Origin of the sequence: Cellvibrio chitinivorans (genome assembly GCF_035117775.1) — a bacterium.
Lineage (GTDB): Bacteria > Pseudomonadota > Gammaproteobacteria > Pseudomonadales > Cellvibrionaceae > Cellvibrio > Cellvibrio chitinivorans.
In genome coordinates this window covers 178,387-198,418 of sequence record NZ_JAYKKN010000003.1, presented here as the reverse complement: position 1 = coordinate 198,418, position 20,032 = coordinate 178,387, and the positions used below count along the sequence as shown (strand labels likewise).

17 protein-coding genes are annotated in these 20,032 nt (G+C 47.4%); 16 read left to right on the top strand and 1 reads right to left on the bottom strand.

Annotation, left to right across the window (positions count from 1 at the left end; translation table 11 throughout):
• The first annotated feature begins 35 nt into the window (after positions 1–35).
• From SPL68_RS10740 to SPL68_RS10705, 8 genes are all read left to right on the top strand, one after another.
• Positions 36–1,505, top strand: coding sequence for a tryptophan halogenase family protein (locus tag SPL68_RS10740; RefSeq protein WP_323815137.1), 1,470 nt, complete (start codon positions 36–38; stop codon positions 1,503–1,505).
• 330 nt (positions 1,506–1,835) lie between these two features.
• A complete protein-coding gene (locus SPL68_RS10735; protein WP_323815136.1) occupies positions 1,836–3,686 on the top strand; it encodes a sugar porter family MFS transporter in 1,851 nt (616 codons plus the stop codon).
• Between the two features lie 52 nt (positions 3,687–3,738).
• Positions 3,739–5,430, top strand: a complete 1,692-nt coding sequence (locus tag SPL68_RS10730; protein ID WP_323815135.1) for a glycoside hydrolase family 43 protein — start codon at positions 3,739–3,741, stop codon at positions 5,428–5,430.
• Positions 5,431–5,435: 5 nt separating this feature from the next.
• Positions 5,436–6,728 (top strand): glycoside hydrolase family 26 protein, encoded by a 1,293-nt coding sequence (locus SPL68_RS10725; RefSeq protein ID WP_323815133.1) that lies wholly within the window; start codon positions 5,436–5,438, stop codon positions 6,726–6,728.
• 72 nt (positions 6,729–6,800) lie between these two features.
• The gene (locus tag SPL68_RS10720; RefSeq protein ID WP_323815132.1) at positions 6,801–7,352 is read left to right on the top strand and encodes a helix-turn-helix domain-containing protein; all 552 of its coding nucleotides are present in this window, start codon (positions 6,801–6,803) and stop codon (positions 7,350–7,352) included.
• A gap of 111 nt (positions 7,353–7,463) precedes the next feature.
• Positions 7,464–9,461: a family 31 carbohydrate-binding protein gene (locus SPL68_RS10715; RefSeq protein WP_323815131.1), complete on the top strand. Its 1,998-nt coding sequence runs from the start codon at positions 7,464–7,466 to the stop codon at positions 9,459–9,461.
• A 23-nt stretch (positions 9,462–9,484) separates the two neighbouring features.
• Positions 9,485–11,914: a di-heme oxidoredictase family protein gene (locus SPL68_RS10710; protein WP_323815130.1), complete on the top strand. Its 2,430-nt coding sequence runs from the start codon at positions 9,485–9,487 to the stop codon at positions 11,912–11,914.
• 195 nt (positions 11,915–12,109) lie between these two features.
• Entirely contained in the window at positions 12,110–12,544 is a 435-nt protein-coding gene (locus SPL68_RS10705; RefSeq protein WP_323815129.1) for a DUF3592 domain-containing protein, read from the top strand.
• 7 nt (positions 12,545–12,551) lie between these two features.
• Here SPL68_RS10705 and SPL68_RS10700 read toward each other — a convergent pair whose 3' ends face one another.
• On the bottom strand, positions 12,552–13,589 hold the full coding sequence (locus tag SPL68_RS10700) for a LacI family DNA-binding transcriptional regulator (RefSeq protein WP_323815128.1): 1,038 nt from the start codon (positions 13,587–13,589) through the stop codon (positions 12,552–12,554).
• 149 nt (positions 13,590–13,738) lie between these two features.
• Here SPL68_RS10700 and nrdR point away from each other — a divergent pair, with 149 nt between their 5' ends.
• The 8 genes from nrdR (at position 13,739) to thiL (ending at position 20,023) form a co-directional block, all read left to right on the top strand.
• The gene (nrdR, locus tag SPL68_RS10695) at positions 13,739–14,197 is read left to right on the top strand and encodes a transcriptional regulator NrdR (protein WP_323815127.1); all 459 of its coding nucleotides are present in this window, start codon (positions 13,739–13,741) and stop codon (positions 14,195–14,197) included.
• Positions 14,198–14,238: 41 nt separating this feature from the next.
• Positions 14,239–15,363: a bifunctional diaminohydroxyphosphoribosylaminopyrimidine deaminase/5-amino-6-(5-phosphoribosylamino)uracil reductase RibD gene (ribD, locus tag SPL68_RS10690; RefSeq protein WP_323815126.1), complete on the top strand. Its 1,125-nt coding sequence runs from the start codon at positions 14,239–14,241 to the stop codon at positions 15,361–15,363.
• A 24-nt stretch (positions 15,364–15,387) separates the two neighbouring features.
• Positions 15,388–15,996, top strand: a complete 609-nt coding sequence (locus tag SPL68_RS10685; RefSeq protein WP_323815125.1) for an RDD family protein — start codon at positions 15,388–15,390, stop codon at positions 15,994–15,996.
• 11 nt (positions 15,997–16,007) lie between these two features.
• The gene (locus SPL68_RS10680) at positions 16,008–16,664 is read left to right on the top strand and encodes a riboflavin synthase (protein WP_323815124.1); all 657 of its coding nucleotides are present in this window, start codon (positions 16,008–16,010) and stop codon (positions 16,662–16,664) included.
• A gap of 102 nt (positions 16,665–16,766) precedes the next feature.
• Positions 16,767–17,882 (top strand): bifunctional 3,4-dihydroxy-2-butanone-4-phosphate synthase/GTP cyclohydrolase II, encoded by a 1,116-nt coding sequence (gene ribBA, locus SPL68_RS10675; protein WP_323815123.1) that lies wholly within the window; start codon positions 16,767–16,769, stop codon positions 17,880–17,882.
• 37 nt (positions 17,883–17,919) lie between these two features.
• On the top strand, positions 17,920–18,390 hold the full coding sequence (gene ribH, locus SPL68_RS10670) for a 6,7-dimethyl-8-ribityllumazine synthase (RefSeq protein ID WP_323815122.1): 471 nt from the start codon (positions 17,920–17,922) through the stop codon (positions 18,388–18,390).
• A 103-nt stretch (positions 18,391–18,493) separates the two neighbouring features.
• The gene (gene nusB / locus SPL68_RS10665; RefSeq protein WP_323815120.1) at positions 18,494–18,991 is read left to right on the top strand and encodes a transcription antitermination factor NusB; all 498 of its coding nucleotides are present in this window, start codon (positions 18,494–18,496) and stop codon (positions 18,989–18,991) included.
• Between the two features lie 66 nt (positions 18,992–19,057).
• Entirely contained in the window at positions 19,058–20,023 is a 966-nt protein-coding gene (gene thiL / locus SPL68_RS10660; protein ID WP_323815119.1) for a thiamine-phosphate kinase, read from the top strand.
• Positions 20,024–20,032: the final 9 nt, after the last annotated feature.

Here is a 20,032-nt window from a genome sequence, read left to right as displayed (position 1 = left end):
GATCGCCAATAAACCCTTAAATAAAAAGGTGCGATATGAAAAAAATTGAAAAAATAATTATTGCTGGTGGTGGTACCGCCGGGTGGATGACGGCAGCAGCATTGGGAAAATTATTAGGCAAGGCTATTGATATCACACTAATTGAGTCCGATGAAATTGGCACTGTGGGAGTAGGTGAGGCCACCATACCTACAATGGCATTTTTTCATAAGCTATTAGAGATTAATGAGCGTGAATTTATGCGCGAAACCAATGCCACTTTTAAATTGGGTATTCAATTTGAAAACTGGCGCCAGCAAAACCATCGTTATTTGCATGCGTTCGGCGTTACCGGAAAAGATTGTTGGGCTGCAGGCTTCCAACATTTTTGGATGCGTGGGCGCGAGTTGGGAATAGCTGATGAGTTTGGGCATTACTGCCTTGAGCGGCGTGCGGCCGAAGAAAATTTGTTCTCGCATTTGCCTAACAATGGCTTGAACTACGCATTTCATTTGGATGCAACTGCTTATGCTAAATATCTTCGCAAATTCAGCGAGTCATTTGGTGTTAAACGGATGGAAGGGAAAATAGAAAAGGCTGTTGTAAGAGAGTCTGACGGTTTTATTGAATCCATTAGGCTAGAGTCGGGAGCGTGCCTTACTGCTGATTTTTTTATCGATTGTACTGGGTTCCGGGCTCTGCTCATCGAAAAAGCATTGAAAACAGGCTATGAGGATTGGTCGCATTGGTTGCCGTGCGACAGTGCCATTGCTGTGCAAACCGAATCAACAGGCGCCCCTGTTCCCTATACACGTTCTATCGCCCATGGTGCCGGTTGGCAGTGGCGAATCCCCCTGCGTCATCGTGTGGGCAATGGTTTGGTCTATTGCAGCAAATATCTTGATGATGAGGCAGCAATGAAATTGTTATTGGACAATATTGAAACCCACCCTTTGAGTCAGCCGCGCGTGATTAAATTCTGCCCGGGACGACGCTTGCAGCAGTGGAATAAAAATTGTCTTGCGATTGGTTTATCTGGTGGATTTTTAGAGCCGCTTGAATCAACAAGTATCCATTTGATCCAACAAAATATTATTCGATTTCTACGGATGTTTCCCGCTGGTGGTGTTGTGCAGAGCGATATTGATGAGTTCAATCAGCAGGCAGAGTTTGATATTAACCACATTCGCGATTTTATAATTTTGCACTATCACGTGACGGAGCGTGATGACACAGATTTTTGGAATTATTGCCGCACTATGCCTGTACCTGAATCCCTAGGTCACCGTATCCAATTATTTAAGGACACTGGTCGTGTATTTCGCAATGGTAATGAATTATTTGATGATTCATGGCAGCAGGTGATGATTGGTCAAGGATTGATGCCAGAGCATCATCACCCCTTGGTCGATACTATGAGCAAAGTGGAAGTGCAGATGTTTTTACAGCAAATCAGTAAAAATATTGAATTCACTTTGGCGACATTATCTGGCCATCAGGAATATCTGGAACATTACTGCGTTTGATTTTTTTGGCTCTAGATTTCGTTTAATGCGCATTTTGCATTGCATTAATATCTTATTAATTAATTTGCGATAAAAAAAGCGGGCCACGTGGGCCCGCAAAGCGTTGAGACTCAATGTCTCATCCTGATTGGCATAATTTTGCTGGTGCACGTGAGATTACTTCATCCTCCAGCTATTGAACTTTCATCAAATCTTTATCTGGTAACTTGTTTTTCGATCACGTTAACGTTAACATTAAATCCAATAATGCAATTTGTCAATCTTAAGTGGCCTGAAGTGTTGCGGCCTATAAAGTAATAACAATCCAATAAGAAGACAGTCGAGGTAATTATGTCGGGTCAATTGAACCCTAGGGTACAGCAATCACCAACCAGTTCCTGGTATCCCGTTCTGCTTGCGCTGATTGTCGCGTTGGGCGGATTTTTACTGGGTTTTGATGGCACGGTGAACTCCGGCGCTATTCCATTCTATCGCGTGTCGCTTGAAATTTATGACGATGCATTTCTGCTCGGCTTTTCTTCTGGTGCAATCATTCTCGGTAGCATTTTTGGCAATTTTATCGCTGGCTATTTGGGTGATTTGTTAGGCCGCAAGCGCGCCTTGGTGATCACCGGTGTACTTTTTGCGATAGCCGCATTGGGCACTGCATTTGCACATCACATAGCGATTTTTATTTTCGCAAAAATTATTGCAGGCATTGGCGTGGGCATCGCGATTTTAATTGCGCCTGTGTATATCGCTGAGATAGCTCCAGCAGAACAGCGTGGCCGATTGGTGTCTATCAACCAACTCAATATCGTACTGGGGATTTTTGCTGCCTATTTTTCCAATTATTTTATTTTGCAGTGGGTGCAAAACCCGGAATTGAATTGGCGCTGGATGTTGGGTGTGGGTTTTTTCCCTGCGGCTGCCTATTTGTTATTGCTGATTGTCATCCCTGAAAGTCCGCGCTGGTTAATGGTGCGCGGTCGTGAGCAAGAGGCATTAGCGGTGCTGACTCGTCTGCGTGGCACAGTGGTGGCGGTCAGTGAAATTGCCAGTATCAAACACAACTTGCAGCAGGATGCCAGCGCCACTCAAGCTGTGCGCAAATCTATACGCGCTGAGCTAGCGCAATTATTTTCCAAACCCATGCGTCGTATTTTACTGATCGCCTTTGCATTGGCGGCATTTCAGCAATTGTCCGGTATTAATTCGGTTTTGTATTACGCACCTATGGTATTTGAAACCTCGGGAGTAGGGCGCGACAGCGCATTTTTGCAAACCATTATTTTGGGCGCGGTGTTTGTAATTACCACGCTGATTGCAATGGTGTTGATCGATAAGCTTGGGCGCAAACTGTTATTGATTATGGGTACAGCCATTATGGCGCTGTCATTAGGTTTGGCGAGTTATTCATTTTTTCAGGCGCGCTACCAAATGCCAGTGGATCAAATTGCCAATATTCAAAGTGAGTTATTTAAACAACAGTTGTTAGCCATTGCTGCAAATCAAAACCCCGACAGCTATCAGCAAGATCGCCTAGTGATAGAGGCAGACCAGGCGCTGTTTTTCCAAGGCGATACACTGCTGCATTCTTTGCCATTAACTAACGATGACATCCGCAGTAATCAGCAGAAGTTGGAGTTGCTCAGCCACGTCTTGCGTGCGGTTGCCGGTAAAAACTACACCAGCGAAGTCGAGTTTTTTGCCGCGATTAAATTAGCGCTGGTTAATGCTGCTCAAGCTGAATTAAACAATTCCTCACAGTTGGCCTATCGCGATGCACAAACACCTGAGCAATTAAGTTCAGCGATTAATCAGGACTTTAGTGGCTATCAATCGCTGTTGCTCAAGTCTGCTATCAGTATTAACTCTATGGCGGTGTTAATCGGCTTGTTAGGTTTTATTGCGGGCTTTTCTATCTCGCTGGGGCCAGTGACCTGGACTATGTTGGCGGAAATTTTCCCTAACCATTTGCGTGCGATTGGTATTTCTACGGCGGGTGTATTAAACGCGACTACCAGTTTTACCGTGGCCAGTTTATTTCCCTGGCAGTTGGATGTATTCGGTTCGGCTGTGACTTATTTGCTGTATGCCATTGCCATGCTGCTGTGCTTGATGTTGGTGGTTCGTTTTATCCCCGAAACCAAAGGTAAAACACTGGAGCAATTGGAGTCCAGTTTGGTTCGTGGGCATTGATTTATAAAGCGATTGCTAAAGTGATTTCTAAATTGATTTTAAAGGTTGTTGTATGAATGGAATGATTCAAAATCCAATTCTGCGCGGGTTTAATCCCGATCCCAGTATTGTCCGCGTGGGCGATGATTATTACATCGCCACCTCAACCTTTGAGTGGTTTCCCGGTGTGCAAATTCATCACTCGCGCGATTTAAAGCATTGGCAATTACTCGGGCAAGTATTGGATCGCCCATCGCAATTAGACATGCGCGGCGCGCCCGATTCCTGCGGAGTATGGGCACCCTGTTTAAGTTATTGCGATGGCCTATTTTATTTGGTGTACAGTAACGTCGGATCGTTTGATGGTGTTTGGAAAGATACACCTAATTATTTAGTCACCGCGCCTTCTATTCATGGCCCTTGGTCAGAACCCATTTTTTTAATGTCGCGTGGATTCGATGCGTCGCTCTTTCATGATAGCAACGGCAAAAAATGGCTCACCAATATGATGCTGGATCATCGCGCCGGAAAATTTTTCGGTGGAATCCAGTTGCAAGAATATTGCCCGCAGCAACAAAAGCTTGTTGGCAAAGTGTTTCATATCTTTGCTGGCTCTGAATTGGGTCTTACAGAAGGCCCACATATTTATCAACGCAATGGCTGGTATTACCTGATTACTGCTGAAGGTGGAACGGAATATGGCCATGCAGTGACTATGGCGCGTTCGCGTGAGATTACCGGACCTTACGAATTGCATCCGCATAACCCGATTATGTCTGCACGGGATTATCCCGATGCACCACTACAAAAAACCGGGCATGCCGATTTGGTATGTACACAGCACGCACAATGGTACGCCGTGTATTTGGCGGGGCGGCCATTAACACCGCGCGGCCGCTGCACGCTGGGGCGTGAAACAGTAATCGAACAAATGGAATGGCGCGATGACGATTGGTTGTATCCAGTCACCAATCAAAAAACCACGCGCCTGCAAGTGCCTGCAGCAAATTTAAAGGACGCACCTTTTAAACCGACTGCCGAACTGGATAGCTTTTCTGAAAAGGTATTGGAATCTTACTGGCAAAGTTTGCGTGTGCCAGTGAGTGAAAATTGGTTAAGTTTGAGTGAGCGCGAAGGATTCGTTCGCTTGAAAGGGCGCGAGTCGCTCAGCTCTACACGCGATCAAAGTTTGATTGCACGGCGGGTGCAGGCATTTGATATTGAAGCCAGTTGTAAAATAGATTTTTCGCCGACGAATTTCCAGCAATTAGCAGGCTTGGTGTGCTACTACAACACTGGTCATTACCTGTATTTGTATATTTCTTACAACGAATTGACCTTCAAGCGCGAATTGCATTTAGTAAATTGCGATAACTTTGTTACCACTGAACCATTGCGCGCCCCAATTATTTTGCCTGACCAAGGTGAGATTTTATTAAAAGTAGAATGGCACCAGAGCGAAGTGCAGTTTTATTACGCTGAAACAGATCCCACTAGCAATTGGGCGCCGGAGGGATGGAAAAAAATTGGTCCTGTATTGGATGGCAGCATTCTCTCCGATGATCATGTGCGCGAGATGAGTGAACGCTATCGCCCGGCCTTTACTGGTGCCTTTGTCGGTATCTGCTGTCAGGATTTAAGTGGAATGAAATTGCATGCCGATTTTGATTGGTTTCACTATCGTGAATTTAGCCCGTCCAGTGATGAGCAATCACTGGAACAGAAAAATAAACAACAGAATAAGTATCATCAGGTATCGGAGTAGGGTGAATGAAACGAAAACAAAAGTCCTTATATTCATGGGAATGGTTTTGCATACTGGCCTGCGGTGTTTCTTTAATCACTGCTTGTTCGACGGCAACCAATGAAAATAATACAGCGACCACATCGTCAGTGACTAATAGCGCTGCGGTTGAATTTGCCAGTGCACGCAATTTACCTGCAGACAATAAAATTGCACTGTTTATGGGGCAGGATAGCGAAACTCTAACTGAGTATCGTAAAGAGGCGTTGGAGAAAGATGTATCTTTGCCAAAGCCTGCAGGCATTACCCTTTATACCAAAATTTCCAACAGCGCGAAGCAGGGCAGTCTTGCCGGTATTACTAAAGATACTGACTACGGCGCGGGTATGATTAATTTTTCCAAATCGCTGAAAGAATTTCCGGATGCAGCCTTGGCAGTTGGTTTGGATATTACCGATGGCCATGCAGGCTGCAAACAAATTCCTACACGCGCCATCGCTGGTGTGTTGGGTGAGGGTGTTACTGAAAAGGATGTGGAAGATTACCGCGCGCAAGTCGATAAATTATTGGTGTTTTTAAAAGAATCTGAGCGCGATGTTTTCTTGCGCATTGGCTATGAATTTGATGGTCCCTGGAATTGTTATGAACCCGAAAGCTACAAAGCGGCCTATCGTTTTATCAAAGCGCGTATTAATGAATTGAATGCGGTTAACATCGCCACAGTTTGGCAATCTGCCGCTTGGCCGCGCAATCAAGGAATCTATCAAGCAACCGATGCAAATCACTTGGAAAAGTTTTATCCGGGTAATGACGTGGTGGATTGGGTTTCGCTCTCAACTTTTTATGGTGATAGCTATCGCGACTACCAATGGACTTGTGATGCATTGAGTCCAGAATGGTTTACCCCAGTGGTGACACCCCGCTCACAGCAAGATCGTATTCTCGCGTTTGCGCGAAATCATAAAAAACCGGTCATGATTGCCGAGGCTGCGCCAGTTGGCTTTAGCAATTCACAGTTGACTACGGGTTGCATTTTTACCAACCGAACCAAGCCAATTGCCGCCGAAGAAATTTGGAACAGCTGGTATGCTGATTGGTTTGATTATATTCGCGCAAACAGCGATGTGATTCGTGCAGTGGCCTATATCAATACCAATTGGCATAGTCAGGGAATGTGGTATTGCGCTCCCAATTCAACTGCGGGTGCTAAAGATTGCAATCAGGGGTATTGGGCAGATAGCCGTGTTCAGGCTAACCCTTATATCCTGAAGAAATTTAAAGAAGAAATTTCAAAACCTGTGTATGTGAATGGAAAATAATTGTAGCTTCATGGATGTCCAATTAACGCTCTTATAACAATAAAAAGAGCTTTAACCCATTGGATCAGTGTCATGAGTTTGTTTGCCTTCCTGAGTGAATTGCGTTTTAACCTGTGGGAAATGATGTTTTGTATCATCATTTCCTGCGCGGTTTTTTACGCTTACTTCAGTATTTTAATTCCACGCCTAGCCAGAGAAGCAAATAAAGCAGCTGCTTTTGATGTTTTCGTTCCGTCTACTGAAACGGATACTCAAATCTCCAATGACCTTGAATTGCTCAAGCTGCAAGTCGATGAAAAAATTCGTTTAAATCAACTCTATGAAAATCCACATTTAAATATTGAGCGACTAGCGCAGTTGCTTGATTTACCGGTAAGAAAGTTATCACTGCTGATTAAAACTGGTTTCGGTAAAAATTATTTTGAATTTATTAATGGTTACCGATTATCTGCAGCAAAAGAGCGATTGGTTAGTTGGGAGTGGGTGGATTCCAGTGTGCAAGATATATATGAATCCGTTGGTTTTTCCAGTCGCTCTACGTTTTTTACCTTGTTTAAAAAGCGTGAAGGAATAACGCCAGCAGAATATAGATTTAAATATCGAATTAATCAGATTTCAGATTAGTTCGACTTTTTAGAAAGCGATAATTAGAGCTGTATATTGTGTTTAAAAAACGGTTTGCTGTAGTGGTTACAAATCCCTGTGACATAAATCTAATTCATACAGGATTCCCACATGAAAAACCTACTACGCCGTTCCGGGCTGCTGCTTGGTGGCCTTTTATTTAGTGGTATTTTTTCAATTGCCGCTAATGCAGCCATTGAAAGCAACGCCGTAAACTTACCCGCGAATAACAAGGTGTTATTTCTAATGGGGCAGGACACCACCACGTTGCGCGCATACAAAACCGATGTGCTTACTAACCCTGTGCATTCAACACTGCCAAAACCGGGCGGTGTTACTCTGTATGTGTCGGTATTGCCCAAAGCCACTCATCCGAATTCTGCACCGGCAAATGCCACTATGTATGTGAGTGGCATTGAAGGTCCACCGGTGGATAACAATAACGGCGAAGTCAATTTTGCTGAAACGCTGGGCGATTACGATTTGCTCGCTAACAATAATAAAGTTGCACTGGCCGTTGGTTTGTATTTATCCGATGAGTGGGCAAACTGCAGCAACCAACCGCTGCGCGCAATTGCAGGTACAGGTGATGCCGATGTGGGCAGCGCAACTGATTCTGCATCGCTCAGCTATCAATGGCGCTACGCAATGGATCGCATGATTAATTATTTTAAAGCCAGCGGCCGCCCGGTGTATTTACGCATCGGTTATGAATTTGATGGTCCATGGAATTGTTACAACCAAACCTTTTATAAAAGTGCTTACCGTTGGATTGCAACGCGTATTGATCAATTAGGTGCAACCAATGTGGCTACTGTATGGCAAGCAGCAACTTATCCTGACGATGGTGATGCAACTTATGGTTATCAAGTTTCGCCCAACCCTGCTGCACACTATGAAGCCTGGTATCCCGGTGATGCTTATGTCGATTGGATTGGCATTTCGTTTTTTGCGGGCAGTAATTACTTAACTTATCAATGGTCTTGTCAGGATGGTTCCAAACCCTGGACAGTTCCCGATACCTCGCCGCGTATTTTGCAAAATGCACTCATGACATTTGCGCGCAACCACAGCAAACCGGCAATGATTGCGGAATCTGCACCTCAAGCATTTGATTTGCGCAATTTGCATTACAGTTGCACCGCTGCGCGCCAGAACCAACAGAACTTTGCGAGTGGCCAAGCCGCATGGAATGCATTTTTCACAGATTACTTCCAATGGATTTATGATAACCGCGATCACCTGCGTGCCGTGGCTTACATCAATACCGATTGGCAATCGCAATCGCGTTGGTATTGTGCACCGGGTGCTGCATCTTGCGCAGCGGGTTATTGGGGCATCACCAGCCTGCAAGCGAATTCGCAAGTGATGAGTAATTTCAAAACTGAAATGGCGAAAACATTTTATGCGCATGCCGGCAGCCCCATTGGTGGTGGCAATTCCAGCACTAGCAGTGTTGCATCATCGGCTCCCAGTTCTGTTGCATCTTCTACTGCATCATCTGTTGCTGTAGTTCCTCCCGCCGCTGCACCTCAACCAACAGCAAGCGCCGGTAATGCGAGTGTGAGTTTAAGTTGGAATGCTATTGCCAATGCAACCAGTTATCGCATCAATTATGGTTTTGCGACAGGTGCATTAAATTCAACGCAAACTACGAGTGGCACCAGTGCAACGGTTAGTGGATTAAGCAATGGTTACGCCTACGATTTTACGGTAACGGCGATTAACAGTGCAGGTGAAAAAACCAGTGCGCGTGTTACCGCAACGCCAGTAGGTGTTTCATCCAGTAGTCGCTCTTCGTCGATTTCTTCATCGGCCGCTTCATCTGCTGCAAGCGCCTGCGGTGATTTTGGAATCGCCTACAGCAATAACAACACCATGGTGCTCTACCACAAAAATAACGGCTGGTCTGCCAGTTGGAATTATTTGTGTTTGAACAGCGACTGCCGCGCGGGAACTTTAAGCAACGGTTATTACCGCCGCAGTGTCAGTGGTGTGCTGGGTCAAAGCTATTCCATTGAATTTAAAGTCCAGCAAGCTGCTGCGCCCGGCCAATACATGACAGGTCAGCAAACCAAAACGTTTACTAATCAGTGCGTATTACCTTAACCGAAAATAGATGAGGCGAATAAATGAATAAATTAAAAACTCTATTCGCATATGGAAGTGTTATTAGCAGCCTTGTACTGCTAAATAATGTACATGCGCAAACAACCGGAATTAACGCGAGCAAAAATGCACAAAATAAAGTTGTGCTCGACTACACCTTTAATGAACAAAAAACCGGCGGTATGTGGTTAACCGCCTATGAAAACGGAAATTACTCCTACACCACTATTACTGGTGCAACCGAAACCAATTTAGGCAACGGTTATTGGCGCTACGTTTACACCAGTACATTGCAATGCGACGCGGGCGATCAATTTACCTTTCGCGTGCAAGGCAACTACAGTCGCGTAGATTGGTTGCCTGGCCCAACTGATGCCACTTTTTATAGCTACAACTGCGCAAGTGCGGGTTCATCTTCCTCCGCATCCTCTGTTGCACTACCAGCAAGTGCGCCTGTCGTAAATGCTACTGCTGGCAATGCGAGCGTTGCATTAAGTTGGGGAGCAGTTGCTAATGCAACGAGCTATCGTATTAATTATGGTTTCGCTACAGGCGCATTGAATTCTGTATTAATCACTACAGGAACCAGTATCAATGTCGGTGGATTAAGCAGTGACTTCGCTTACGATTTCACTGTAACCGCCATCAACAGTGCTGGTGAAAAAACCAGTGCGCGCGTAACGCGTACCCCGCAAGCTCCTGCCTCGTCTGTTGCGTCTTCATCTGTGGCACCTTCATCGGCACCTGCAAGTTCATCTAGTTCAAGTGCTGCGCCCGTGAGTTCCGCAGCAGCTTCCAGTTTAAATGGATTGCCTGCAGCATCCACACGCTTGGAAAACGGAGTATTAATTTCCAATTTTGCAGAGCGCTATCGTGTTCGCCACGAGTTAAGCGGCAACGATTTTAATAATTTTAATATCGAATATTGGGTGGGCCGTTTTGGCTATGTAGAGCTGCGCGATTACACCCGCGCCGAGGCTGCATCGCAGCGTCAAGCCGCATGCGGAACAACAGAGGCTTGTGTGGTTGTTACTCTCACCGGTGCAGTTCCCGCGGCGATGACAGATTCATCTGGCGCGACAAAAAGTTGTAACCAGCAAGTGCCCAATTGGCGTTATCACAAATACTATGGCGATGAAACCAATTTTGAATACGGCTATGTAAAGGATATTGTATTGCCCAACGGAACCGTTGTCCCCGCCTGTAATGCAACTCAAGCGCAGCGCACTGCAGCAACCAAATGGCGTGCAGTCATGCAGCGCTGGCAACACATTAATCGCCCGTTTGAGCATGGTGCCCAAATTGAATTTGAAACCACGATTAATTTTGATCGCGCACAATTAACCGGCGATAACGTCAACTATTACGGCCAGACTTTTAAATATGTGTTGGGTGAAGGCTTCACGGTAAACAATCGCGATTCTGCCATCGGCCCGCTGAATGTGAATGACAGTTTTGCAAAACTCGGCGGCAATACAACTGTGCCGCAACTCTCTGCCACGGGTGGAGCACAGCAACGTTTTGCCTATATGCAACACGCTTACAATATTGGCGCAAATCATATTGCGGATTGGTTAATAGGGCGCCGCATATTGCACACCAATATGATTAATGGCAGTCACCTGGAGCAATTTATGCCGGGGCCGCAAGCACAGGGCGGCAATTTGCCAATGTCCGAATTGGCAAATTTGGCAACCAATCCGATTCAACCAACCTGCACCGGCTGTCACACATTAAATGCGTCCGGCAATATGCAAACCGGTCAAAATGTTGTACCTCCAAAAATGATTGGCTTGGGATTGTTAGGTGCAATTCCCGATGCAACTATTGAAGCTTGGGCTGCGCAAAATGGCGGGCGCGTTAATCGTGTAACGGTAAATGGTCAGCAACAAATTGGTCGCTACGGCTGGCGAGCAGAAACTGTGAGCCTTCGCCATCAAGTAGCTAAAGCATTGAAAAATGATATGGGTGTTGGCACTAGCTTTGCCGGTTTTGGCCCGCAAGAAATTTCCGATCAACGATTGGATCAACTGGTGACCTATTTGAAATTATTATCCGTGCCTGTGCCTCGCACTAATCTCACGACTCATGCGGGGCATCAGCAATTTATAAATATGGGGTGCGGTGGTTGTCATAAAATGACCACCACAACTGGCGTAGACGTTAACTTTCCTGAGTTAAGTAACCAAACGATTCACCCTTACACCGATTTACTATTGCATGATTTGGGAGAAGGTGAATTCCGCACCACGCCACTCTGGGGTGTTGGTTTGAGTGGTTATGTTCGCTCCGGCAATGCCAGCAGTTATTCGTTAATGCATGATGGTGCATCTACCACATTAGAAGCTGCGATTAGTCGCCACAATGGCGATGCTGCAACAGCAAAAGCCAATTACAACTCGGCATCGGCAACTAATCGCCAAGCGCTGATTAATTATTTGCAGCAGTTGTAAGTACATTATTTATACTGTGTGTTTTTTTCACATTAGGCAGCTTCGGCTGCCTTTTTTGTTATCGCTGCTAATTAAATTTAATCGCTATTGTCAGGATTTCATTTGTTCATGGAGTTTGGTAACGTCTTTGGCTTCAACTTGTAATTGCTCCTTGTTGGATATGATTAGCTAACTTACATAATAATCGTGAATAAAATGAATCCTGAAAACGAAAAAAAGTACCAACGCCTGCGCTCCTTGTTTTTCGGTTTATGCATAATCGCAGCGGCCTTATTGTTTTTGTCTAGCACCAGTAATATCTATAAGAGCAAGGCGGCTGAACAGTGGACTGTGTATGAGGGCGAGGTTACGCGCGAGCTGAGTCGTGGCCTGAATTATTTTGGGGGCACTTGGTTGGAATACAGCTATGAGGTGAACGGCAATAAATATCAGGGCACCGAAATTGGCTACGGTATCAGCCGCCCGCAAACGCAATTAAAAAAAGGTCAAATAGTGCGAGTCTATGTTGATCCTGTAGATGCCAATAAAGCAGTGCTTGAGGTGGGTGTTGCGCGCAATCATTTTATTGGGCTGGTGTTTTCCATTGGCTTTATTTGGGTTGCATTTGTGATTTGGCGTAGGACGGCTTAGTCAATACTCAAACCGATTCCCGCTCAATAATCGTGTAATCCAGAATGCGGTTATTTTTTACTTTGATATCTAGCAATGTGTCCGCTTTAATTTTTTCGATTAATAAATCCACTGCGGCGATGGCCATATTTTTAATGGGCTGTTGCACGGTGGTGAGTTGTGGCCAGATGGTGGTGGCGATATTGGTGTCGTCGAAGCCGGCTACGGCGAGTTGTTGCGGGATTTCAATGTGCTTGCGGTGAGCGACGGCGACAACAGCGGCGGCCATGTCGTCGTTACTGGCGAAGATCGCCGTTACTTCTTTGTGTTGCAGTAGTTTTTCGGCCGCACTCATTCCTGATGTGAAACTAAAATTGCCTTCGGCGATAAAATCATCATTCAAATTAAGTTGATGTTTTTTAATTGCATCGCAATAACCTTTAAAGCGCGAATCGCTCACGCCTTGGTGCGCATCGCCTTTAATAAAGCCGATGTGTTTGTGGCCACGCTGAATTAATAGCTCGGTCATTTCAAAGGTTGCGCGGTAGTCGTTAATGGTGACGTAAGAAGAGCGTTCCAGTTCAAGGCCTGGGCCTACACGCACATAGCGTAAACCGGCTTTGTCCAAGGCATTCAAGAGCGGTAAGTCATCGCACAGTGGTGGTGGGATAATAACGCCGTCCAGATCGTAGCGATTGCTAAGGTGTTTGATGTGCTCTTCGAGATTGGCTTCTTGATAGGGGCACTGTTCAATCACCAATTGATAGCCCAATTCGTTGCAGCGCTTGAGCGTGCCGATTAGATATTCGCTGATAAAGCTACCGAGCGAGTTATCGTACAAAAAGCCCATCAAATAAGATTGTGTACCCGAGAGGCTGCGCGCCGAAACATTTACGCGATAATTTAATTTTTCTACTGCGGCCATCACACGTGTACGTGTTTCTTCACTGACCTTTGGATCTTTATTGAGCACGCGGGATACAGTCATTAATGATACGTCGGCCAACGCGGCGACTTCTTTCATGGTGGTGTTTTTGGCTTTGCTAGTGGAGGGCGGTTTGCTCATATTTTTATGAATAGGGCAGGTAGGAAGTCGGGTTCGGTTATGCTTGCTTTGTATCATACTCACGCGGCGGGGGCTATGGAGGATAGGGCGAAAGCCCCGCATTTTGTGTTAGCATGCGCCGACTTTAACCATCGCTGGGGCTGCTGATCATGCATTGTCCGTTTTGTAGCGCGGAAGATACCAAGGTAATCGATTCACGTTTGGTGGCCGAGGGCGATCAGGTTCGCCGTCGCCGCGAGTGTTTATCCTGTCATGAACGTTTTACGACCTTTGAAGTAGCGGAATTGGTGATGCCGCGCATCATCAAACAAAACGGCACCCGCGAACCCTTCGATGAAAACAAACTCCGCGCTGGTTTGCTGCGCGCGCTGGAAAAGCGCCCGGTGAGCATTGAGGCGATTGAATCTGCCATCAACCACATCAAGCACTTCTTGCAGGCGACTGGCGAACGAGAAGTTAAAGCCTTGATGGTCGGCGAAAAGGTGATGGAGCAGCTGCAAAAGCTTGATGAGGTCGCCTATGTGCGCTTTGCGTCTGTGTATCGCCGCTTCAAGGATTTGAATGAGTTTCGTCAAGAGATCGATCGTCTCGAACAACAGCCGGAATAACAGCAGTCTAGCCTTTCCTTATTAACAACTGATTTTCCCTCATGCCTATTAACGCAGCAGATTTTGATTTTATGGCGCGCGCGCTCCGTCTCGCGGAGCGCGGCCTTTACACCACCATGCCTAATCCGCGCGTGGGTTGTGTGCTGGTTAAAGACGGCCAGGTTATCGCTGAAGGTTGGCACGAGCGCGCCGGTGAAGGCCATGCCGAGGTTAATGCCTTGCGTATCGCCGCTGACAATGCGCGCGGCGCTACGGCTTATGTCAGCCTTGAACCATGCAGCCATCACGGCCGCACTGGCCCTTGTTCGCAGGCGTTGGTCGATGCTGGCGTAAGTCGCGTTGTCTACGCGATGGAAGACCCGAATCCGATGGTCTCCGGCAATGGCATCGCCATGATTCGTGCTGTGGGCATTCAGGTAGATGGCCCGGTGCTGGAAGATGATGCGCGCGCACTTAACCCCGGTTTTGTTCGCCGCATGGAGCGTAAACGCCCCTATGTACGCTGCAAAATGGCGATGAGTATCGATGGCCGCACGGCGATGGGTTCTGGCGAAAGCAAGTGGATCACCGGCCCCAAAGCGCGCGCCGATGTGCAGCGTTTGCGCGCTCGCTCCTGCGCGATTATCTCAGGTGTCGATTCCATCCTGCAGGACAATGCCTCTTTGACCGTTCGCGTGAGTGAGCTGGATTTACCCAATGCCGAAGCCGCTGCCGCCAAGCAGCCGCTGCGCGTCATTCTGGATTCGCAGCTGCGCACGCCGCGCAACGCATTGATGTTTAAACAGGCGACCCCCATATTGCTGGTTCACAACGGCCAGGTCAGCGAAGAGCAACTATCGGGCTGGCCGGATTTTGTTGAGTTGATCGCCTTGCCCGCCAAAGATGGCCGTATCGACCTGCAAGCGCTGTTGCGCGAACTCGCCCAGCGTCAATGCAATGAAGTGCTGGTGGAAGCAGGTGCGACCTTATCCGGCAGCTTTTTACGCCGAGGCCTGCTTGATGAAATCATCATGTATATGGCGCCCAAGCTGCTGGGTAGCAATGCGTTGCCACTGTTTAATCTGCCGCTGGAAACCATGTCAGCATCGCTTGCATTAAAGATCAAAGATATACGCGCCGTCGGCCGCGACTGGCGCATTACCGCTGTGCCGGATACTGAATACTAATATTTGCCCAAAAGGTTTTTGCTTGTGAGTAACGAACAACCCTCAGCCCCCTTTAGCCCGCCGCCCTCTGCGCCGCAAATGGATAACAATGCTTCATTGGGTAAACGTTTAGGAGCATTTTTATTGGACTGGGTCTTTTTGTTAATAGCTACTGCTTTTTTATTTCAATTTTTAGGTGTAGTGGAAGCTGATCCAAATAATGTCAAGGATATGAAAACAATAGAGTCTGAAATGATTGCCAAATTGGCCGAGTTATCAACCGGACAAAAAATGGTGATTCAGATTTTTCCTTACCTCGCATTCTTGGCAATTAATGGTTATTTGTTGCGCCGTTATGGGCAAACCATTGGCAAACGTATACTTGGTATTGCCATTGTAACTATGGATAACCGCGTACCACCGTTTACGCCGTTGATCGTCCAGCGCTACCTCATCCAATGGGTGGCAGGGCAGTTACCTCTGATTGGTGCAATGCTGTTGTTGGCGGATGTGCTGGCTATTTTTCGCCCGGATCGCCGCTGTATTCATGATCATCTGGCCAGAACCAAAGTGATCGATCTGCGTATTCCGGTTGTGCATTCAGAGGCAGCATCCGAAGCCTCTGCTGTGCCCAGTAATACCTTGATCGTTTAAACGGAGGAATTATGTTTACCGGGATTATCGAAGCCATAGGCGAAGTTGTCGCCCTGCAACCCAAAAATGGCGACCTGCGCTTGCGCATCAAAACCAATAATCTGGATTTGGGCGATGTGCGCTTGGGCGATTCTATCGCCACTAACGGTGTCTGCCTTACAGTGGTCGAATTGCCAGGTGACGGTTATTGGGCAGATGTATCGCGCGAGACGCTGGATAACACCAGCTTGCCGCAGTGGAAAATTGGTCAGCGCGTCAATCTGGAAAAGGCGCTGACCCCGCAAACCCGCTTGGGTGGTCATATCGTCAGCGGCCATGTGGATGGCGTGGGCGAAGTGGTGAGCCGTCACCCCGATGCGCGCTCCGAGCGTTTTCGCATCCGCGCACCGAAAGAATTAGCCAAATATATCGCCCATAAGGGGTCAATCACCGTGGATGGTACTAGTCTTACGGTTAACAAAGTCGATGGCGCCGAGTTTGAGCTGAATATCGTGCCGCACACCCTGCAAATGACCATTATGGATAGCTACAAAACCGGTACCCAACTCAATCTGGAAGTGGATGTACTGGCGCGCTATCTGGAGCGATTGATGCTCGGCGAAAAAGCCGCCGAAGGCCAAGGGCAGGGCATCACCCTGGAGTTTTTGGCTAAAAATGGTTTTATGTAGATGATGTTGGGGCACGCAGACAGTCATGCCCAACATAAGAAAACAACGACAAATTATTACGTTGGGCATGACTGCCCAACCTACGTTCTCATGAGATGAACTATGCAACTCAATACCATTGAAGAACTGATTGAAGATCTGCGCCACGGCAAGATGGTTATCCTGATGGATGACGAGGACCGTGAAAACGAGGGCGATTTGATTATGGTCGCCGAGCAGGTGCGCCCGGAAGATATCAACTTTATGGCGACTCACGCGCGCGGTTTGATCTGCCTGACGCTATCGCCCGAGCGCTGCAAACAACTGGATTTGCCGCTGATGGTCAGCGACAACAAATCCCAGCATTCCACCAACTTCACCTTATCGATAGAAGCTGCTGAAGGTATCAGTACTGGCATTTCAGCCGCTGACCGTGCGCTCACTGTACGCACTGCGGTTAAAGCCAATGCCAAGCCGAGCGATATAGTTCAGCCGGGTCACATCTTCCCGCTAATGTCGCAACCGGGTGGGGTGATGAGCCGTGCTGGTCATACCGAGGCGGGTTGCGATCTCGCGCGTCTGGCGGGTTTTGAGCCTGCAGCGGTGATCGTGGAGGTAATGAACCCTGACGGCACTATGGCGCGCAGGCCAGATCTGGAGCGATTTGCCGAGCAACACGGGCTGAAAATCGGTACCATTGCCGACCTGATTCACTATCGCGCTACCAAAGAGCAAACCGTTGCTTGCATCAATACGCGTAAAGTGGAGACACTTTACGGCGAGTTTGATCTGCACACCTATCGCGATCTGGCGCGCGGCGATCTGCATTTTGTGATGACCAAAGGCGAGATCGACGCCGAACCAACGCTGGTGCGGGTACATGTGATGGATATAGCGCGCGATGTGCTCAGCCTTAAACGCACCTCTATCGCGGGCGGCAAAAGCTGGACTTATCAGGATGCGCTGCAAAAAGTCAGCGAGGAAGGTAAAGGCGTTGTGCTTTTGATCTGTCACGATGAGTCGACCAAAGAAGTGGAAGACAGTATCGACTGGTTGATTTCCGGCAAGCAGATGCGCCGCAGCTCCGAAGTGCTCTACAAACAAGTGGGCACTGGCTCGCAAATCCTGCGCGATTTGGGCGTGCGCAAAATGCGGGTGATGTCAGCGCCTATGCGCTATTCCGCATTGTCCGGTTTTGATCTTGAAGTGGTCGAATACATCTGCCCTGAAGGTGAATAAATCCACAAGAATTTTGTTTATTTTTTGAGAAAATATTATGAGCAATATCAAAGTAATTGAAGGTGATTTTTCTGCATCAGCTGGTAAATACGCATTGATCGTAAGCCGCTGGAACAGCTTTGTTGTAGAAAGCCTGAAAGACGGTGCGCTTGATACTCTGCGTCGTCACGGTATTAAAGATGAAAACATCACCATTTATTACGCTCCCGGTGCATTTGAGTTTCCGCTGACTGCACAAAAAATTGCTGCCAAAAACGAGTTCGATGCAATCATCGCTTTAGGTGCAGTTATTCGTGGCGGCACTCCACACTTTGATTATGTTGCGGGCGAGTGCACCAAAGGTTTGGCGCAAGTGTCACTGCAATACGGCGTACCGGTAACTTTCGGTGTATTGACTGTCGATTCAATCGAGCAAGCCATTGAGCGTTCGGGCACTAAAGCAGGCAACAAAGGTGTTGAAGCTGCATCTACCGCGCTGGAAATGGTTTCTCTCTTCGGCAAAGTTTAAGAAGAGTAAGATTTAAGATCGACTGCTTTATCCAGTTATTTTTTGTGTTTTTTATGTCATGCCTGCGTTTGCAGGCATTCACGTTTTTATCAGGTAATAGTTCATGACTACTTCATCAGGTCAGGCCGGAAGCACCAGTTCATCCGAGCAAAAAGGCCACACTGCAGCTACTCGCCGTATGGCTCGTCACTACGCCATGCAAGCTTTGTATCAATGGCAAATGACCGGTAATTCGCTCAACTCTATCGAGGCGGAATTCCGTACCGACAACGACATGAGCAAGGTGGATGTTGAATATTTCCATGATATTCTTCATGGCGTGCCTGAACACTTGAGCGAAATCGATGCGGTTTATCAACCTTTTTTGGTTGATCGCTCATTGGAAGAGTTGGATGCAATTACGCGCGCGCTTTTGCGTTTGGCGAATTACGAATTTAAATTCCGCATTGATGTTCCCTATAAAGTGGTGATTAACGAGGCAGTCTCGCTGGCGAAAAAATTCGGCGCGGAAGATAGCCACAAATTTATCAACGGAGTTTTGGATAAGTCTGCCGTTGTACTGCGTGCGCCAGAAGTGAATGCCGAGCGCAAAAGCCGTTAATTGTCTGGGCGATTACTAATCGCCCTGTCTTTAAAATTCTTTCAAACCTGCCAAAACGACCTAAACGTGCCCAGCGAATTCCAGCTCATTCAACAGTTTTTCCAACGCGAGCAAGCCGAACAGCCTGCCGCTGGTGTTGTGCTGGGGATTGGCGATGACTGCGCAGTGTTACAGGTTCCTGCAGGGCAGCAATTGGCGGTATCGGTAGATACGCTGGTTGCCGATGTACATTTTCCCGCCGATGCTGATCCCGAATTAATTGCCGAGCGCGCTTTGCGCACTAACCTGAGTGATCTGGTCGCTATGGGCGCAGACCCTTTGTGGTTCACTCTCGCGTTAACATTGCCTGAAGCTAATGAAGAATGGTTGCGTAGTTTTAGTCGCGGTTTATTCGCCTGCGCGCGCGAATATGGCATCGCCTTGGTTGGGGGTGATACCACGTCAGGGCTGTTGTCGATCACGATTCAAGTAATGGGCGCAACCCAGCCGCAGCAAACGCTGCGACGCGATGGGGCTAATATCGGCGATTTTGTATTGGTAACCAACACAGTTGGGGATGGCGCAGCCGCTTTGGCGGCGATCCAAAATACGCACACATTTGCGGATGAGCACATCAACTATTTGCAGCAACGTTTTTATCGCCCGACACCGCGTTTGAATGAGTCCGCGTTGATTCGCTCTATCGCGAGCAGTGCGCTAGATATTTCCGATGGCTTGGTTGCCGATTTGCAGCACATTTGTGATGCCAGTGATTTGGGCGCAGTGATCGATGTTGAAAATTTGCCCTTGTCGGCTGCAGTAAAATCCTTAAATGATTCCGCGCAAGCCTACCAATGGGCGCTCAGTGGCGGTGACGATTACGAGCTATGTTTTACCGTATCGCCGGAAAAAATGGCGGACATCGCTATGCTTATTGCGCAAGGTAAATTAAACGCTACGGTGATTGGTGAAATGATTGCGGGTAGCAAAGTAATTTGTGAATACGAAGGCGAGCCTTTTGTATTGCCAAAAACGGGATACCAGCATTTTTGATGCGCACTT

What these genes read in the sequence shown, in the direction of transcription:
- SPL68_RS10740 (WP_323815137.1), top strand. Translation starts at nt 36, where the DNA reads ATGAAAAAAATTGAAAAAATAATTATTGCTGGTGGTGGTACCGCCGGG.
- SPL68_RS10735 (WP_323815136.1), top strand. Translation starts at nt 1,836, where the DNA reads ATGTCGGGTCAATTGAACCCTAGGGTACAGCAATCACCAACCAGTTCC.
- SPL68_RS10730 (WP_323815135.1), top strand. Translation starts at nt 3,739, where the DNA reads ATGAATGGAATGATTCAAAATCCAATTCTGCGCGGGTTTAATCCCGAT.
- SPL68_RS10725 (WP_323815133.1), top strand. Translation starts at nt 5,436, where the DNA reads ATGAAACGAAAACAAAAGTCCTTATATTCATGGGAATGGTTTTGCATA.
- SPL68_RS10720 (WP_323815132.1), top strand. Translation starts at nt 6,801, where the DNA reads ATGAGTTTGTTTGCCTTCCTGAGTGAATTGCGTTTTAACCTGTGGGAA.
- SPL68_RS10715 (WP_323815131.1), top strand. Translation starts at nt 7,464, where the DNA reads ATGAAAAACCTACTACGCCGTTCCGGGCTGCTGCTTGGTGGCCTTTTA.
- SPL68_RS10710 (WP_323815130.1), top strand. Translation starts at nt 9,485, where the DNA reads ATGAATAAATTAAAAACTCTATTCGCATATGGAAGTGTTATTAGCAGC.
- SPL68_RS10705 (WP_323815129.1), top strand. Translation starts at nt 12,110, where the DNA reads ATGAATCCTGAAAACGAAAAAAAGTACCAACGCCTGCGCTCCTTGTTT.
- SPL68_RS10700 (WP_323815128.1), bottom strand. Translation starts at nt 13,589, where the DNA reads ATGAGCAAACCGCCCTCCACTAGCAAAGCCAAAAACACCACCATGAAA.
- nrdR (WP_323815127.1), top strand. Translation starts at nt 13,739, where the DNA reads ATGCATTGTCCGTTTTGTAGCGCGGAAGATACCAAGGTAATCGATTCA.
- ribD (WP_323815126.1), top strand. Translation starts at nt 14,239, where the DNA reads ATGCCTATTAACGCAGCAGATTTTGATTTTATGGCGCGCGCGCTCCGT.
- SPL68_RS10680 (WP_323815124.1), top strand. Translation starts at nt 16,008, where the DNA reads ATGTTTACCGGGATTATCGAAGCCATAGGCGAAGTTGTCGCCCTGCAA.
- ribBA (WP_323815123.1), top strand. Translation starts at nt 16,767, where the DNA reads ATGCAACTCAATACCATTGAAGAACTGATTGAAGATCTGCGCCACGGC.
- ribH (WP_323815122.1), top strand. Translation starts at nt 17,920, where the DNA reads ATGAGCAATATCAAAGTAATTGAAGGTGATTTTTCTGCATCAGCTGGT.
- nusB (WP_323815120.1), top strand. Translation starts at nt 18,494, where the DNA reads ATGACTACTTCATCAGGTCAGGCCGGAAGCACCAGTTCATCCGAGCAA.